Origin of the sequence: Inquilinus ginsengisoli (assembly GCF_050434925.1) — a bacterium.
Lineage (GTDB): Bacteria > Pseudomonadota > Alphaproteobacteria > DSM-16000 > Inquilinaceae > Inquilinus > Inquilinus ginsengisoli_B.
This window is the reverse complement of record NZ_JBNDJK010000001.1, coordinates 3,051,627-3,068,128: the sequence shown is the minus strand read 5'-3', so window position 1 is coordinate 3,068,128 and position 16,502 is coordinate 3,051,627. Positions and strand designations below refer to the sequence as shown.

The 16,502-nt window shown below is 69.2% G+C and carries 15 protein-coding genes; 6 read left to right on the top strand and 9 right to left on the bottom strand.

Annotation, left to right across the window (positions count from 1 at the left end):
• Position 1 precedes the first annotated feature (1 nt).
• The 5 genes from QFZ27_RS14520 to QFZ27_RS14500 form a co-directional block, all read right to left on the bottom strand.
• Complete coding sequence (locus QFZ27_RS14520; RefSeq protein WP_429227105.1) at positions 2-964, bottom strand: carbohydrate ABC transporter permease; 963 nt, start codon at positions 962-964, stop codon at positions 2-4.
• A gap of 109 nt (positions 965-1,073) precedes the next feature.
• A complete protein-coding gene (locus QFZ27_RS14515; protein ID WP_429227104.1) occupies positions 1,074-2,336 on the bottom strand; it encodes an ABC transporter substrate-binding protein in 1,263 nt (420 codons plus the stop codon).
• A gap of 66 nt (positions 2,337-2,402) precedes the next feature.
• The gene (locus QFZ27_RS14510) at positions 2,403-3,146 is read right to left on the bottom strand and encodes an N-acetylmuramic acid 6-phosphate etherase (protein ID WP_429227103.1); all 744 of its coding nucleotides are present in this window, start codon (positions 3,144-3,146) and stop codon (positions 2,403-2,405) included.
• A gap of 246 nt (positions 3,147-3,392) precedes the next feature.
• Positions 3,393-4,277, bottom strand: a complete 885-nt coding sequence (locus tag QFZ27_RS14505) for a hypothetical protein (RefSeq protein WP_429227102.1) — start codon at positions 4,275-4,277, stop codon at positions 3,393-3,395.
• Positions 4,278-4,387: 110 nt separating this feature from the next.
• Complete coding sequence (locus QFZ27_RS14500; RefSeq protein WP_429227101.1) at positions 4,388-5,398, bottom strand: zinc-dependent alcohol dehydrogenase family protein; 1,011 nt, start codon at positions 5,396-5,398, stop codon at positions 4,388-4,390.
• Positions 5,399-5,489: 91 nt separating this feature from the next.
• On the opposite strand from QFZ27_RS14500, the gene QFZ27_RS14495 reads away from it, so the two are divergent.
• The gene (locus tag QFZ27_RS14495; RefSeq protein WP_429227100.1) at positions 5,490-6,419 is read left to right on the top strand and encodes a LysR family transcriptional regulator; all 930 of its coding nucleotides are present in this window, start codon (positions 5,490-5,492) and stop codon (positions 6,417-6,419) included.
• A gap of 223 nt (positions 6,420-6,642) precedes the next feature.
• Here QFZ27_RS14495 and QFZ27_RS14490 read toward each other — a convergent pair whose 3' ends face one another.
• From QFZ27_RS14490 to QFZ27_RS14475, 4 genes are all read right to left on the bottom strand, one after another.
• Entirely contained in the window at positions 6,643-7,224 is a 582-nt protein-coding gene (locus QFZ27_RS14490) for a gluconokinase (RefSeq protein WP_429227099.1), read from the bottom strand.
• A gap of 10 nt (positions 7,225-7,234) precedes the next feature.
• A complete protein-coding gene (locus QFZ27_RS14485; protein WP_429227098.1) occupies positions 7,235-8,323 on the bottom strand; it encodes a Gfo/Idh/MocA family protein in 1,089 nt (362 codons plus the stop codon).
• A gap of 261 nt (positions 8,324-8,584) precedes the next feature.
• Entirely contained in the window at positions 8,585-9,430 is an 846-nt protein-coding gene (gene fghA / locus QFZ27_RS14480; protein WP_429227097.1) for an S-formylglutathione hydrolase, read from the bottom strand.
• Complete coding sequence (locus QFZ27_RS14475) at positions 9,430-10,557, bottom strand: S-(hydroxymethyl)glutathione dehydrogenase/class III alcohol dehydrogenase (protein WP_429227096.1); 1,128 nt, start codon at positions 10,555-10,557, stop codon at positions 9,430-9,432. The genes fghA and QFZ27_RS14475 overlap by 1 nt, the downstream gene beginning before the upstream one ends.
• Before the next feature lie 276 nt (positions 10,558-10,833).
• Between QFZ27_RS14475 and QFZ27_RS14470 the strand changes: the two genes are divergently transcribed.
• The 5 genes from QFZ27_RS14470 to QFZ27_RS14450 all read left to right on the top strand — a co-directional run bounded on the left by QFZ27_RS14470 (position 10,834) and on the right by QFZ27_RS14450 (position 16,440).
• Positions 10,834-12,444, top strand: coding sequence for a peptide ABC transporter substrate-binding protein (locus tag QFZ27_RS14470; protein ID WP_429227095.1), 1,611 nt, complete (start codon positions 10,834-10,836; stop codon positions 12,442-12,444).
• 205 nt (positions 12,445-12,649) lie between these two features.
• The gene (locus QFZ27_RS14465) at positions 12,650-13,567 is read left to right on the top strand and encodes an ABC transporter permease (protein ID WP_429227094.1); all 918 of its coding nucleotides are present in this window, start codon (positions 12,650-12,652) and stop codon (positions 13,565-13,567) included.
• Positions 13,564-14,463: an ABC transporter permease gene (locus QFZ27_RS14460; protein WP_429227093.1), complete on the top strand. Its 900-nt coding sequence runs from the start codon at positions 13,564-13,566 to the stop codon at positions 14,461-14,463. The genes QFZ27_RS14465 and QFZ27_RS14460 overlap by 4 nt, the downstream gene beginning before the upstream one ends.
• Positions 14,453-15,448: an ABC transporter ATP-binding protein gene (locus QFZ27_RS14455; RefSeq protein WP_429227092.1), complete on the top strand. Its 996-nt coding sequence runs from the start codon at positions 14,453-14,455 to the stop codon at positions 15,446-15,448. The genes QFZ27_RS14460 and QFZ27_RS14455 overlap by 11 nt, the downstream gene beginning before the upstream one ends.
• Positions 15,445-16,440 carry an ABC transporter ATP-binding protein gene (locus QFZ27_RS14450; RefSeq protein WP_429227091.1) on the top strand — a complete coding sequence of 332 codons (996 nt, stop codon included), beginning with the start codon at positions 15,445-15,447 and terminating at the stop codon, positions 16,438-16,440. The genes QFZ27_RS14455 and QFZ27_RS14450 overlap by 4 nt, the downstream gene beginning before the upstream one ends.
• Positions 16,441-16,502: the final 62 nt, after the last annotated feature.

Below are 16,502 nucleotides of genomic sequence, written 5' to 3'. Positions count from 1 at the left end.
GTCAGAGCTCGTAGCGCTGCAGCCGGCGCTGGACCACGTAGAAATAGGTCATCACGCCGGCCAGGATGATCCCGAACATCACCGTCGCCACCGCCGCGCCCATGGTCGGATCGCCCAGTTGCAGCTGGAAGCCGAAGAAGGTGCGGTAGAAGAAGGTGCCCAGGATGTCGGTCGAGAAGTTCGGCCCGGCCAGCGCCCCCTGGGCGACATAGATCAGGTCGAAGGCGTTGAAATTGCCGACGAAGGTCAGGATCGAGACCATGCCGATGGTCGGCCAGATCAGCGGCAGCTTGATGCGCCAGAAGATTTTCATCTGGCTGGCGCCGTCCACCCGCGCCGCCTCGGTCAGGCTCTCCGGGATGTTGAGCAGCGCCGCATAGGTCAGCAGCAGCGGCATGCCGACCCATTGCCACACGGAGACCAGCGCCAGGGTGAGCAGCGCGCTGTGCTCCTGCCCCAGCCAGGGCGCGAACAGCGAGCCGAGGCCGACCGTGCCCAGCATCGACTTGGCCACGCCCCAGGTCGGCGACAGGATCAGCTTCCAGATGAAGCCGATGATCACCACCGACAGCAGCGTCGGCGTGAACATCAGGGTGCGGTAGGTGTTGGTGAAGCGCAGCTTGGGCAGGGCCAGCAGCGCCGCCAGGCCGATCGCGATCGGGTTCTGCACCAGCATATGCACGGCGAAGAACAGCACGTTGTTGCCGAGCGCGTTCCAGAACCGGTCAGCCCATTGCGGATCGAAGAACAGCGCCGCGTAATTGGCCAGCCCGGCGAAATGCGCGGCCCCGGTCTCGTCCTGCGTGAACAGGCTGAGCCGCATGCTGTCCAGCAGCGGGTAGACCATGAACACGGTATAGATCAGCGTCGCCGGCGCCAGGAAGACGACGATGTGCCAGGGAAAGCGGCCCCGGCGGCCCGCGATCTGCGAGCGGGGAAGGACGGCGGTCTGGGTGCTGGCCATGGGGCGATCTGTGCGGTGACTGGCGGGGCGGTGGGCCGGCGGGACGGAAGCATGACGGGCGCCGGCCCGCGGCCCGAATGAAATCGGACCGCGGGCCGCGCCGGTCAGCCTACTTGGCCGGCTTGTACCAGGAGTCGAGGCCCTTCTGGATCTGCTCGGCCGCCTGCTGCGGCGTCAGCGTGCCGTTCAGCACCTGGGCCGAGACGTTCCACAGCTCGTTCTCCAGGTTCGGCGTGCCGCGCGACAGGATCTGGTACGAGTTGCGGATCGACGGCTCGCAGATCTTGCGCCAGCTGACGAACTCCGCCGCCACCGGGTCCTTGATCTCGACCGGGTGGTTCGACAGCGAGAAGAAGCCCGGCAGGGCGTTGGAATAGACATCGGCGAACTCGGCCGACGCCAGCCACTCCAGGAACGCCTTGGCGGCCTCCGGATTCTTGGTCTTGGCGTTCATGCCCAGCGCGATGTCGGTGTGATCGCTGATGTAGCACTTGTCGCCCGCCTTCTCGACCGGCGGCGGGAAGGCGCCCATCTTGAAATCGGCCTGGGCGTTGAAGGCGGCGATGTCCCAGGACCCGGCCGGGTAGATCGCGGCGCGGCCCAGGGTGAACAGGTTCTGGCTGTCCGGATAGGTCTGGGCCTGGTAGCCGTCCGGCAGGTACGGCCGCCACTTCGCCAGCTCCTCGAACGCCTCGACATAGGGCTTGTCGGTGAACTTCTGGGTGCCGGCGATCAGCGCCTTGCGGCCCTCCTCGCCCTTCCACAGGTTCGGACCGATGTTCTGGTAGCCCATCGTCGCCGCTTCCCACTGGTCGGCGGTGCCGATGTCCAGCGGCGCGACCTCGCCCTTGGCCTTGATCTTGTCGAGCAGGGCGAAGAACTCGGCCTCGGTCTTCGGCGGGGTCAGCCCCTCAGCCTCGAAGATCGACTTGTTGTAGAGGAAGCCATGGATGACCGACGCCATCGGCACGCAGAACAGCGTCTTGCCGTCATCGGTGATCCAGGCGCTCTTGGCCACGTCGGAGAAGGTGTCCATGCCCTTCAGGTCGGTGACCGGTGACAGATAGCCCTTCTGGAACAGGGCCAGCGAGGCGTCGAACGGCCGGCAGGTGATCAGGTCGCCTGCGGTGCCGCCCTCGAGCTTGGCGTTCAGGGCCGCGTTGTACTCGGTCGGGGTCGACGGCGAGAACACCACCTTGATCCCGGGGTGGCTCTTCTCGAAGGCCGGAATGATGGTGTCCTGCCAGATCTTCAGGTCGTCGTTGCGCCAGCTCTCGATGGTCAGGGTCGCGTCCGCCGCCAGGGCCTGGCCGGCGAGGGCGACGAGCGCCGCCCCGGCCAGGAACGCGCCGCGCAGGAATGAATGGGACATGTGCAATGGCCTCCTCTGTTCGGCGTTTCGCCGTTGCTCGCGGGCGGCACCCCGCCCGCTGTCTCGTCAAGATCCTTGCTTCGCCGCCAGGGCGCGACGGAGATCGCCGTCGACCGCATCCAGGCGGCGGCGCCCGTCCTCGGCGCTGTCGCCCAGCGCCACCAGGGCGGCCAGCTTGACGTTCTGCCCCGCCGCGTCCAGCGCCGCCCGCGCCGCCGCCTCGTCGACCGGCACGATGGCGCGCAGCATGCGCACCGAGCGGTCGTTCAGCTTGGCGTTGGTCGGCTGCATGTCGACCATCAGCCCGTCATAGACATGGCCGAGCCGGGTCATCACCAGGGTCGAGAACAGGTTGAGCGCCACCTTCTGCGCCGTGCCGGCCTTGAGCCGGGTGGAGCCGGCGATCGGCTCCTCCCCCGTCGCCAGCAGCACGGCATGGGCGGCATCGCCGAAGATCGGCGCGCCGGGGTTGGAGGCGACGGCGACGGTCAGGGCGCCGGCGCGGGCCGCTTCCTGCAGCACGGCGCGGGTGTAGGGGGTGCCGCCGCTGGCGGCGATGCCGATGACCACGTCGTCGCGGCCGAGGCGCAGCGCCGCGGCCTCGGACCGGCCGGCATCGGCATCGTCCTCGGCATTCTCCACCGGCCGGCTCAGCGCCGTGGCGCCGCCGGCGATCAGATAGGCCAGCCGGTCCTGCGGATGGCCGAAGGTCGGGAACAGCTCCGACCCGTCCTGGGCCGCGACCCGGCCGGAGGTACCGGCGCCGGCATAGACCAGGCGGCCGCCGCGGGCGCAGCCGGGGCGCCGCATCGGCGGCGGCGGCGACCAGGGCCGGCAGGGCCGGCCGCACCGAGGCGACGGCGGCGAGCTGGGATTCGAGCAGCGCGTCGAGGATCTCCGCATCATCCCAGGCGTCGATGCCCCTGAAGCGGCGTGATGCGGTCTCGGTTCCCATGCGTCTCGATCGCTGGTTTGGCTGAGTGGTCTAGACCACTGTCTCAGCTTTGCCGGCGGAGCGCAAGATGATCCTGTCCGGCCGGTTGGAACGGCCGCAGATCACCAGTTGAAGGAGAATCCGGCGGTGAACTTGACGCCCGGCTGGTCGCTGCCGATGTCGACCAGCGAGGCGCTGGCCTTGAGCGGGCCGAACAGCGTCTGCTCGGCGCCCACGCTGCCGGTCAGGCGCCGGTCGGCGCTGGTGACCTGGCCGCCGAGTAGCAAGGCGGTGGTGTGCCAGGGCAGCTCCAGCCGGGTGTTGCGGTCGATCTCCCAGCTGGTCACTGGCGCCTCGGGGCCGAGCAGCCCGCCGCGGGTCACCGCATAGCGGTCTTCTGACGATCCCGACAGCCCGAGGACCGACCAGGCCCGCGACAGCACCGCCGCCAGCTGCCCGGTGCCTTCGCCGGCCTGCGGATCGAAGCTGGCCTCGACCCGGGCCGACTGCCAGAACGGCACGAACCAGGGCAGCTCGGTCAGGCCGAGGCTGGCCTGCGCCTTGCCGGTGGCGGTGCGTTGCGCCATCTCGGTCCGGTCCCAGCGCTGGGCGAAGCCGGGATAGGGGTCGGCCGGGATGTCGAAGGTGACGCCGGTCGTGGCGACGAAGCCGGGGGTCTTGGACTGCAGCGTCGCGCCGACCGAGCCGGCGCCTTTTACATCGCGCTGGCCGGTGACCGACCCCAAGTCTGGATCAACCGCGGCATAGGCGTCCGCCGGCGTCGGGGTCCACGCCCTGTTCGGCCGGCGCCAGCGGGCGGTGCCGGGATCGCTGGGAATGTCGAAGGTGACGCCGGCTTCGGCGAGGAAGCCCGGGATCGGCGGCAGCGGCGTTGGCGCGGCGCCGTAGTCCCGGTCGGACCAGGCATGAGCAGCCGGCATCGCCGCCGGGATCAGTGCGACGGCGGCTGCAAAACGCAGCAAAAGGGGGTGGCAGATCCGCGTCATCGGCGGCTGTCTCTCCCAGGGGCAATGGTGGTTGCCTCTAAGAGTAGTGATTCAACGGCGCCTGCCAACCCCTTGAATTATGACATTTTCCCTGGGCGGCGCCCGGCCGCTCAGAAGGCCAGCACTACCTTGCCGAAATGCCGGCCCGATTCGAGATGTCGCAGCGCCTGCCGCGCCTCGGTCCAGGGGAAGCTGCGGTCGATCACCGGCCGCAGCCCGGTGGCGGCGATGGCGCGGCTCATCGCCTCGAAGTTGTCGCGCGAGCCGACCGGGATGCCGCGGATGCGGGCGCGGCGGAACATGATCTGGATCGGGTTGATCTCGGCCGACTGGCCGCCGAGATAGCCGATCACGTTGATCTGGCCGCCGATGCGGATGGCGGCCAGGGAGCGGGCGAAGGTGCCGGGCCCGCCGACCTCGATGACATGGTCGACGCCGCGGCCGCCGGTCAGATCACGCACCGCCGCATCCCAGTCCGGCGTGGTCCGGTAGTTCACCGTGCCGAAGGCGCCGAGCGCCCGCGCCCGCTCCAGCTTGTCGTCGCTGGAGGAGGTGACGATCGCCCGGGCGCCCGCGGCCACGGCGAATTGCAGGGCGAAGATGGCGACGCCGCCGGTGCCCTGCACCAGCACCGTGTCGCCGGGCTTGACCCCGCCTTCCGCGACCAGGGAGGTCCAGGCGGTAAGGGCGGCGCAGGGCAGCGTCGCCGCCTCCGCGTCGGTCAGATGCTCCGGCACCGCGACCACACCCTCGGCCTCGAGCCGGACATGCTCCGCCAGCACGCCGGGGCCAGGCCCGCCCAGCGGCACCGCCCGCTCGATGCCTTCGAAATCGCCGGCCACCCAGCCTTGCCAGAAAGTCGTCGTCACCCGGTCGCCGGGCTTGACCCGGGTGACGCCCTCGCCCACCGCCGCGACCTCGCCGACGCCGTCGGACAGCGGCACCATCGGCAGGTCGAAGCCGGCGTGATAGGTGCCGCGCACGATCTCCAGGTCGCGGTAGTTCAGCGAGGCGGCGCGCATCCGCAGCACCACCTCGCCCCGCCGCGGCTCCGGCACCGGCAGGTCCGCCAGGCGCAGCCGGTCCAGCCCCTCGCCCTCTTCGATCACGAACGCCTTCATCGGACGCCTCCAGGAAGTTGCGCTGGAGACATCGCCCGGCCTTCGCTAATCTTCAAATTCATTATTTTCAGAAACTCTATGATGGATCGGCATGATGTTGGACGAAATGCGTGCCTTCGTGCTGCTGGCGGAGACCGGGTCGATCCAGCGGGTGGCGGAGCGGCTGCCGCTGACCCAGCCGGCGGTGACCCGGCAGATCCAGCGGCTGGAGCAGCATCTCGGCACCACCCTGCTGGACCGCCGGGTGAAGCCGCCGCGGCTGACCCCGGCCGGGCTCGCCGCGCTGGAGCGCTGCCGCGCCGTCCTGGCGGCCGTCCACGACCTCAAGGCCGGCACCGGCGGGACGGCCGAGCCGGAGGGGCCGCTGCGCCTGGGCATCGGCGTGCTGCACGCTTTCGCCGAGGTGGATTTCGCCACGATGCTGCGCGACCTGCGGCAGCGCTGGCCGCGGTTGTCGCTGCGCCTGACCGGCGGGCTGGCGCACACCCTGCTGGCCGATCTCGACCGCGGCCGGCTGGACTCCGCGGTGGTGCTGCTGCAGGAGAGCGCCGCGCCCTATCCCGGCCGGGTGGTCGGGCAGGAGAAGCTGGTGGTGGTCGGGGCCCGCAGCCTCGCCCTGCCACGCCGGCCGTCGCTCGCCGACCTCGCCGCCTGCGACTGGGTGGTCAGCCCGCGCGAGTCCTGCGACGTCCGGCCGGCGCTGGAGGCGCTGTTCGCGCGCGAGGGGCTGGAGCTGCGGATCTCGGCCGAGGTGCACGACCTGGCGATCCAGCAATCGCTGATCCGCTCCGGCTTCGGCCTCGGCATGCTGCCGTCGCGGCGCAGCGCGCCCTTCACCGCGCGGGACGAGTTGCGCCGCATCGACCTGCCCGGCTTCCGCTTCGACTTCGCCATCAGCGTGGTGCGGGCCCCGCATCTCGGCCGGCTGGATCGCGCGGTCGACCACCTCGAGGCGGCGCTGCAGCAGAGGCTGGCGCCGGCGGCGGTGCCGATGACACAGACGCTGGCCGTAAGTAAATGAGTCCCCCCTCCCCTCGCGGGAGGGGGTTAGGGGGAGGGGGTTCTCTCAGATCGAGCCGCCCCTGAGTTGTGGTGAACCAGCCGGGCGGCGGGTTGGGTTATATGCGCATTCGCGCGCGGACGCGCGCAGACCCCTCCCCCTGCCCCCCTCCCGCAAGGGGAGGGGGGACAAAAAAAGATCTGGCCGAACGATGTGCGAGGCCGACACCGGCCCAACGGAGAGGTCACGCCCCATCGGCCACGCGGGAAGGCTGCCCCGGCAGCCCCAGCCTGCGGGCGGCGATGTCGACGATGCGGCGCGGCGGGTGGCGGATGTCGACCGTCACCACGCGCTCGCCGTCGCCCGGCGGCTCCAGCGTCTCGAACTGGCTGCGCAGCAGCGCGGGCGGCATGAAATGGCCCTTGCGGTTGGCCAGGCGGGTGGCGATCACCGCTTCCGACCCCGAGAGATAGAGGAAGGCGACGCCCGGCCGGCCGGCGACCAGCCGGTCGCGGTACACCCGCTTGAGGGCCGAGCAGGCCAGCACCGCAGGCTGCTTCTTCGCCAGCCACTGCCCGATCTGCGCCGCCATGGCGTCGAGCCAGGGCCAGCGGTCCTCGTCGGTCAGCGGGTGGCCGGCCTTCATCTTCTCGATGTTCGCCGGCGGGTGGAAGCTATCGGCATCGGCGAAGACCCCGGCCATGCGGCGGGCCAGCTGCTTGCCGATCGTGGTCTTGCCCGAGCCGGAGACGCCCATGACGATGACCACGCCGGGCGGGCGGGCGAAGTCGGAAGATTGGGTCGCGCCGTGATCCGCGGCCGGCATGGGCATGTCCTCAGCTGAGCTTCACAACCTCGCCGGTGCGGAAGCTCTCATCCGCCGCCAGCACGATGCGCAGGCTGTCGATGGCCGCCTGCATGGAATCGGTCAGGTCCAGATCCTCGCGGATCGCACGCAGGAAGAACTCCTGCTCGCGGTCGCACAGCTCCTGGTGGCCGGGCTCGTCGGCCATGGTGATCCAGCGATCCTGGTCGACGAAGTGGTTGTTCGCGTCGATCGCCGCGGAATGCAGCTTCAGTGCGTTGGTCTTGGTGTGCCGGTCGATGTCGGCGGAATCGGAGATGGCGTCGGTCTTGGCCTCACCTTGCCCGTCCTGCGGCACCACGATCGAGACGCAGCCCTTCGGCCCAACCACGTCCTTCACGAAATAGGCCACCTCGCTCATCATCGGGCCCCAGCCGGCCTCGTACCAGCCGACCGAGCCGTCGTCGAACACGACATGCAGATGGCCGTAATTGTGGATCGCGACCTCGCTCGACAGCCTGGCGCCGATGCCGTGCACCCGCACCGGCTTGGCGCCGGTCATTTGGCACATCACGTCGACATAGTGGACGCCGCAATCGACCACCGGCGACAGCGACTGCAGCAGGTTCTTGTGCCAGGTCCAGGACGGGCCGGAGCTCTGCTGGTTCAGGTTCATCCGCATCACCAGCGGCTTGCCCAGAGTCTTCGCCACCTCGATGAACCTCACCCAGGAGGGGTGGACGCGCAGGATATAGCCGACCACCAGCTTGCGGCCGGTTTCCCTGGCACGGGCGACGACGCGCTCGGCATCCTCGACCGTGGTCGCGATCGGCTTCTCCATGAACACATGGGCGCCGGCATCCATCGCCTGCAGCGCGAACGCGGCATGTGTGTCGGTATAGGTGTTGATCGAGACGGCGTCCGGCCGGGTCTCGGCCAGGGCCGCGCCGTAATCGGCGAAGCGCGGGTAGTCGACCAGCTCCGCCGGCAGGTCGGCCTTGGCGATCGAGCGGGCGACGAGGCCGACGATCTCGAATCCTTCCAGCCGGTGATAGGCCAGGGCATGCGACAGGCCCATATGGCCGACCCCGACGACGAGGACACGCACCGGATCGGTCATGGCGGGACTCCCTGGTGACGGATGAGAAACGCTGCGAGGGGAAAGCTCATCCCCCACGCTGTCAAGCCCGAGGGTGTTCAGAACGTAGAGACCGCTTTCGCGGCGCGGCTCCACCCCCTCACCCTCCCGCCGCCTTCGGCGTCGGGCCCCTCCCTCTCCCCTCGGGCCCCTCCCTCTCCCCGAGGGAGAGGGACTGTTTACCTCTCCCTCGGGGAGAGGTCGAAATCGCACAGCGATTTCGGGTGAGGGGGTGGCGCCGGCCTATCGGTTCAGCACCCCGGCGTGATGACGGATGTGGTCGGCGATGAAGCTGGAGATGAAGTAGTAGCCGTGGTCGTAGCCGGGATGGCGGCGCAGGGTGAGCGGTTGCCCGGCGGCCTTGCACGCGGCCTCGAGCAGATGCGGGTGCAGCTCGCGCTCCAGGAATTGGTCCGCCTCACCCTGGTCGATCAGCAGGTCCGGGCAGCGCGCCCCGGCCTCGACCAGCGCCGTCGCGTCCCAGGCCGACCAAGTGGACTGGTCCGGGCCGAGATAGCGCGAGAACGCCTTCTGCCCCCACGGGCACTGTTGTGGCGCCGCGATCGGCGCGAAGGCCGACACCGACCGGTACAGACCGGGGTTGCGCAAGGCCGCCACCAGTGCCCCGTGCCCGCCCATCGAATGGCCGAAGATCCCCATCGCGCTGCGCCGCGCCGGGAAGTGCTTGCCGATCACCTCCGGCAGCTCCTTCGTCACATAGGCGTGCATCCGGTAGCCGTCGCGCCAGGGCTCTTGCGTGGCATCGAGGTAGAACCCGGCGCCGAGCCCGAAATCCCAGCTCTCGTCGTCGCCCGGGTGGCGCCGGTCGCGCGGGCTGGTGTCCGGCGCCACCAGCATCAGCCCGAACTCCGCCGCATGCTGCAGCGCGCCCGCCTTGATGATGAAGGTCTCCTCGGTGCAGGTCAGCCCGGCGAGGTAGAAGAGCACCGGCACCGGCCGGTCCTGCGCCTGCGGCGGCACATAGACCGCGAAGCGCATCTCGCCGCCGATCTCGGACGAGGCGTGGCTGTAGAACCCGACCTCGCCCGCGAAGGCCCGGTGCTTGCTTCTGGTGACCAGCTCCGACATCAGAATTCCACGACCGTGCGGATCGACTTGCCCTCATGCATCAGGTCGAAGCCCTCGTTGATCCGCTCCAAGGGCAGCTTGTGCGTGATCATCGGGTCGATCTCGATCTTGCCCGACATGTACCAGTCGACGATCTTCGGCACGTCGGTCCGGCCCCGCGCGCCGCCGAAGGCCGTGCCCTTCCACACCCGCCCGGTCACCAGCTGGAACGGCCGGGTCGAGATCTCCTGCCCCGCCCCGGCCACGCCGATCACGATGCTCTGGCCCCAGCCGCGATGCGAGGCCTCCAGCGCCGCCCGCATCACCTTGGTGTTGCCGGTGCAGTCGAAGGTGTAGTCGGCGCCGCCGATCTGGTCCGCGCCGCGCTTGGTCAGGTTCACCAGATACGGCACCAGGTCGCCCTCGACCTCGCTCGGGTTGACGAAATGGGTCATGCCGAAGCGCTCGCCCCATTCCTTCTTCGAGTTGTTCAGGTCGACGCCGATGATCATGTCGGCCCCGGCCAGACGCAGGCCCTGGATCACGTTCAAGCCAATGCCGCCGAGCCCGAACACGATCGCGGTCGCGCCGATCTCGACCTTCGCCGTGTTGATCACCGCACCGATCCCGGTGGTCACGCCGCAGCCGATGTAGCAGATCTTGTCGAACGGCGCGTCCGGGTTGACCTTGGCCAGCGCGATCTCCGGCAAGACCGTGAAGTTCGAGAAGGTCGAGCAGCCCATGTAGTGGAAGATCTTCTCCTTCCCGAGCGAGAACCGGCTGGTGCCGTCCGGCATCAGCCCCTGCCCCTGGGTCGACCGGATCGCCGTGCACAGATTGGTCTTGCGCGACAGGCAGGACGGGCACTGCCGGCATTCCGGCGTGTACAGCGGGATCACATGGTCGCCCTTCTGCAGGCTGGTCACGCCAAGCCCGACATCGACCACGATGCCCGCCCCCTCATGCCCCAGGATCGACGGAAACAGCCCCTCAGGATCCGCCCCCGACAGCGTGAACTCGTCCGTGTGGCAGATCCCCGTCGCCTTGATCTCGACCAAGACCTCGCCGAACTTCGGACCCTCAAGGTCCACCTCCAGGATCTCCAGAGGCTTCCCTGCAGCCACGGCTACGGCGGCACGCGTCTTCATCTTCCCGGCTCCTCGCGAATCGTCCGGCGAAACCCTAGCGGACAGGTCGGCCCAGTCCCAGGCCCGACATACCCCGACATGCTGTGGCTCCCGCCCCGATAACCTGAAGTTCAGGCCTCCGTCGCTTTCGTGCCTTGTCAGGAGCGACGGCCGCCTGCCCAAATCGCGACCGGCGGGGCGGACCATTCCCGCGAGACGCCTGAGGCGGACGAGAAGCCCGGCCGGACCGGGACCGCGGCGCCGCCTCGGCGGGGGGATCACAATCTGGGGGTTTGCATGAGCTTTCTGAACAAATCGGCCATGGCCCTGGCCTTGTGCCTGGCGGTATCCGCCGGGGCGCTGGCCGGCCCGGCGGCGGCGGAAACGGTCCTGAACCGCGGCTTCGGCAGTGCGCCGTCGACCCTGGACCCGCAGTTGAACAACGGCGCGCGCGAGAACTACATCATCGCCGACCTGTTCGAGGCGCTGCTGATCCTGGATCCGCAAGGCAACCCGCAGCCGGGCGCGGCCGAGAAGTGGGAGATCAGCGCCGACGGCCTGACCTGGACCTTCCATCTGCGGCCCGGGCTGAAATGGTCGAATGGCGACCCGATGGTGGCGGCCGATTTCGTGCGCGGCATCCTCCGCGCGCTCGACCCCGAGACGGCGTCGGAGCACGCCTACTATCTGACCGCCGTCCTGCCGATCAAGAACAGCAAGCCGTTCAACGAGGGCAAGCTGAAGGATGCGAACCAGCTGGGCGCCGCGGCGCCGGACGACCGCACGGTGGTGCTGACGCTCGACTATCCGATGCCGGACGCGCCCTACATCCTCGACTTCCACACCACGGCGCCGGTGCATGAGGCGAGCCTGAAGGCCGCCGGCAACAAGCTGGACTACACGAGGCCGGAGCTGTTCGTCAGCAACGGCGCCTACATGCTGAAGGAATACGTGCCGCAGTCGAAGGTGGTGCTGGTCAAGAACCCGAACTACTGGGACGCGGCCAACGTCAAGATCGACACGGTCGTCTACCACGTCACCGAGGATGCCTCGACCGAACTGAAGCGCTATCTGGCCGGCGAGCTGGACGCGACCATGACGGTGCCGGCCGACCAGCTGGAGAAGCTGAAGGCCGAGCGGCCGCAGGAGTTGCACCAGAACCCGACGCTGGGCATGAAGTATCTGAGCTTCCAGCCCGATGCCGGCCCCCTGTCCGACATCCGCGTGCGCAAGGCGCTGGCCTATGCCATCGACCGCGACTTCCTGCAGGAGCGGATCGAGAAGGCCGGCAACGTGCCGATGTACACCTTCTCGATCAACCAGGACCCCAGCTACAAGCCCGGCAAGGTGCAGGAGGCGGGGCTGAGCAAGGAAGAGCGCCTGGCCGAGGCGAAGAAGCTGCTGGCCGAGGCCGGCTATGGCCCGGACAAGCCGCTGGAGATCGAGATCATCGGGCCGTCCAGCGCCGCCAGCAAGCGGCGGGTCGAGGGCATCACCGCGATGTGGAAGCAGAATCTCGGCGTCCGCACCAAGCTGGACCTGACCGAGGTGAAGACCTGGCTGGAGAAGCTGCACACCGGCACCTGGCAGGTCTGCATGGACAGCTATGGCGGCGACTATCCCCAGGCCAAGACCTGGCTGGACGCGCTGCGCTACAGCGGCACAGCGAGCTATCACTGGAAGGACGACGAGTACGAGAAGCTGATGGACCAGGCCAACGCCGTCGCCGCGGACAAGGCCAAGTTCTATAAGACCCTGGGCCAGGCCGAGCAGCGGATGCTGGACCAGTACGTCTTCATCCCGATCACGGTGTCGAGCGACAACCTGCTGGTCCAGACCTACGTCAAGGGCTGGGGCGCCAACCCGATCGGCCATCCGATGTCGAAGTTCCTGAGCATCGAAAAGTAGGGGCGCGGGGCCGGCTTTTCACTCTCCCCCTCCCCTTGCGGGAGGGGGCAGGGGGAGGGGTTCGGGCCGCAAGCCCGATCCCGACCGAGAGGTCTCCGCCCGTCATCGACACCCCCTCCCCCTACCCCCTCCCGCGAGGGGGGTAGGGGGAGGATCTTGAGAGGGGCACGCGGGAAAGCGGGCCACAGGGGAGCCACCAGGGCCGATGGTCTTGTCCGTCCTTCGCCGCATGCTGGGCAGCGTGCCGACGCTGTTCGCGCTGGCGACGATCACCTTCTTTGTCATCCGCTTCGCGCCGGGCGGGCCCTTCGACGGCGAGAAGAAGCTGCCGCCGGCCCTGATCGCCCGGATGGAGGCGCAGTTCCACCTGAACGAGCCGCTGTGGCAGCAATATCTGCGCTTCCTGGGCGACGTGGTGCGGCTCGATTTCGGCCAGTCGATGTACTACCGCGAATACACGGTGACGCAGTTGATCGGCCACGGCCTGCCGATCTCGCTGCAGATCGGGCTGTGGGCCACGCTGCTGTACGCCGTCGCCGGCGTCACCCTGGGCGTGGTCGCGGCGCTGCGGCGCAACGGCCCGCTGGACAACCTGGTCAGCGCCATCGCCATGGGCGGCATCGTGGTGCCGACCTTCGTCATGGCGCCGATCCTGCAGATCGTCTTCGCCCTGATGCTGAGCCTGCTGCCGGTGGCCGGCTGGGACGGCGGCTGGCGGTCGATGGTGCTGCCGGTGGTGGCGATGGCGCTGCCGAACATCGCCTATGTCGCCCGGCTGACCCGCGGCGCGATGATCGAGACGCTGCGCAGCAACTACATCCGCACCGCCCGGGCCAAGGGCGTGGGCGAATGGCGGGTGCTCACTCACCATGCCATCCGTGGCGCCATGATCCCGGTGATCGCCTATCTCGGTCCCGCCACCGCCGGGCTGATCACCGGGTCGATGGTGATCGAGACCATCTTCGCCGTCCCCGGCATCGGCCGCTATTTCGTCGAGAGCGCGATCAGCCGCGACTACACCATGGTGATGGGGGTCACCCTGGTCTATGGCGGCTGCATCATCCTGTTCAACATGGTGACCGACGTGCTGCAGGTGCTGCTGGACCCGAGGTCGCGCGCATGACCGACGCCACCGCCACCGATCTCACCACGCCGGAGGGAGCGGGCGCCGAGGGCGTCAGCCCGTTCCGCGAAGCGCTGCGTCGGTTCCGCGCCAACCGGACCGCGGTGGCCAGCCTGATCGTGCTGATCCTGATCGTGATCTTCTGCTTCGGCGGGCCGCTCTTGTACGGCTACGAGCCGGACGACGCCAATTTCGAGGCGATGAACGCGCCGATGGACCTGTTCTCGACCTATCCCTTCGGCACCGACGACCTCGGCCGCGACCTGCTGCTGCGGATCATGGCCGGCGGCCAGGTGTCGCTGATCATCGGCCTGGTGGCGACGCTGATCGCGGTCGCCATCGGCGTCACCTGGGGATCGGTCGCCGGCTTCCTGGGCGGCGTGGTCGACCAGGTGATGATGCGCTTCGTCGACGTGCTGTACGGCATCCCCTACATCTTCCAGGTCATCCTGATCAGCATGGCGCTGGGGCGCGGCAGCACCGCCGTGATCATCGCCGTGGTGCTGTCGCTGTGGCTGACGCCGTCGCGCATCGTCCGCGCCCAGGCCATCGCCCTGCGCCACCGCGAGTTCATCGAGGCGGCGCGGGCCGGCGGCATGACCAAGCGGCAGATCGTGCTGAAGCACATCATGCCGAACTGCGTCGGCGTGGTGATCGTCTATTCCAGCCTGCTGATCCCGGACGTGATCCTGAGCGAATCCCTGCTCAGCTTCCTCGGCCTCGGCGTGCAGGCGCCGGAGACCAGCTGGGGCGTGCTGATCAGCGAGGGCCAGGCCAAGATCGAGACCGCCCCGCACATGCTGATCCTGCCGGGGCTGGCCCTGGCGCTGACCCTGTTCTGCATGAACTTCGTCGCCGACGGGCTGCGCGATGCCTTCGACCCCAATGAACGCTGATCCCCTGCTGTCGGTCGAGGATCTGGCGATCCGCTTCCGGATGCGCCGGGGCGACGCCGTCGCCGTGGCCGGGGTCGACTTCACGGTCCGCCGCGGCGAGGTGCTGGGCATCGTCGGCGAGAGCGGGTCGGGCAAGAGCCAGATCCTGCTGTCGATCATGGGCCTGCTGGCCGGCAACGGCGCCGCCACCGGCCGGATCCGGTTCGAGGGCCAGGACCTGCTGGCGCTGGACCGGCGCGGGCTGGACCGGCTGCGCGGGTCGGCCATGACCATGATCTTCCAGGACCCGATGACCTCGCTGAACCCCTATCACCGGGTCGGGGCGCAGCTGACCGAGGTGCTGATCCGCCACCAGGGGATGCGGAAGAAGGAGGCCTGGGACAAGGCCACCCGGATGCTGGACCGGGTGAAGATCCCCGACGCGGGGAAGCGGATGCGGCAGTATCCGCACCAGTTGTCGGGCGGCATGCGCCAGCGGGTGATGATCGCCATGGCCCTCTTGTGCAACCCGCGCATCCTGCTGGCGGACGAGCCGACCACGGCGCTGGACGTCACCGTCCAGGCCCAGGTGCTGGACCTGCTGCGCGACCTGGTGCGCGAGCTGGGGACGGCGGTGATCCTGGTGACCCATGATCTCGGCGTCGTCGCCGAGATGTGCGACCGGGTGCTGGTGCTGTATGGCGGCAAGGTGATGGAGGCGGCGCCGGTCGATCCGCTGTTCGCGGCGCCGGCCCATCCCTACACAAGAGGCCTGCTGGATTCGACGCCGGACCTGGAGGGCCGCGAGGGCGAGCTGCGGGTGATCCCGGGCCAGCCGCGCGCCGCCGCCGGCGACCTGCCGGGCTGCCCCTTCGCGCCGCGCTGTGAGCGCCGGGTCGAGGCCTGCACCGTGACCATGCCGCCGCTGTTCCCCGCCGCGGCCGGCGTCGTCGCCTGCCACCGGCCGCTGCCGCAGCCCGCCGCCGTGCCGGAGCTGGTGCCATGACCCCGGTGCTGTCGGTCCGCAACCTGAAGGTCCATTTCCCGCTCTCGGCCGGGCTGCTGGGCGGCCCGCCGCTGCTGGTGAAGGCGGTGGACGACGTGTCCTTCGACCTCGCCCCCGGCGAGGTGCTGGCCGTGGTCGGCGAATCCGGCTGCGGCAAGTCCACTTTGGGCCGAGCCGTGCTGAAGCTGATTCCGCCCACCGCCGGCACCATCGCCTGGAACGGCAGCGACGTGACCGGCCTGCCGGAGAATGCGCTGCGGCCGCGGCGGCGGGACATGCAGATCATCTTCCAGGACCCGCTGGCGTCGCTGGACCCGCGCATGACCGTGGCCCAGATCATCGGGCGGCCGCTGCGCACCTTCCACCCCGAGCTGAAGCGGGCCGAGATCGCCACCCGGGTGAACGAGGCGATGCGCCAGGTCGGCCTGTCCCCCGCCCTGGCCCACCGCTATCCGCATGAATTCTCCGGCGGCCAGTGCCAGCGCATCGGCATCGCCCGCGCCATCATCCTGCGGCCGAAGCTGATCGTCTGCGACGAGCCGGTGTCGGCGCTGGACGTCTCGATCCAGGCGCAGATCGTCAACCTGCTGATGCGGCTGCGGCGGGAGATGGGGATGGCCCTGATCTTCATCTCGCACAATATGAGCGTGGTGCGGCACATCAGCGACCGGGTGATGGTGCTGTATCTGGGGCGGGAGGCGGAGATCGCCGGCCGCGACACCTTCTTCGCCCGGCCGCTGCACCCCTATGCCCAGGCGCTGCTCTCCGCCGTGCCGGTGCCGGACCCGGTGCGGGCGCGGCAGCGCCGGCGGGTGGTGCTGCAGGGCGACACGCCATCGCCGATCAACCCGCCCTCCGGCTGCGCCTTCCGTACCCGCTGCCCGCATGCCGTCGACCTGTGCGCCCGGGCCGCGCCGCCGCTGCGCGATTTCGGCCCCGACCACCGCGCCGCCTGCCACCGGGTCGAGGAGCTGGCCGGCGTCCCGGCCTGACCGCGCCGCGCCCGCCATGCGTCCGGCGCCATATCTCGACCAGCCGCCGTTGAGGTAGCATT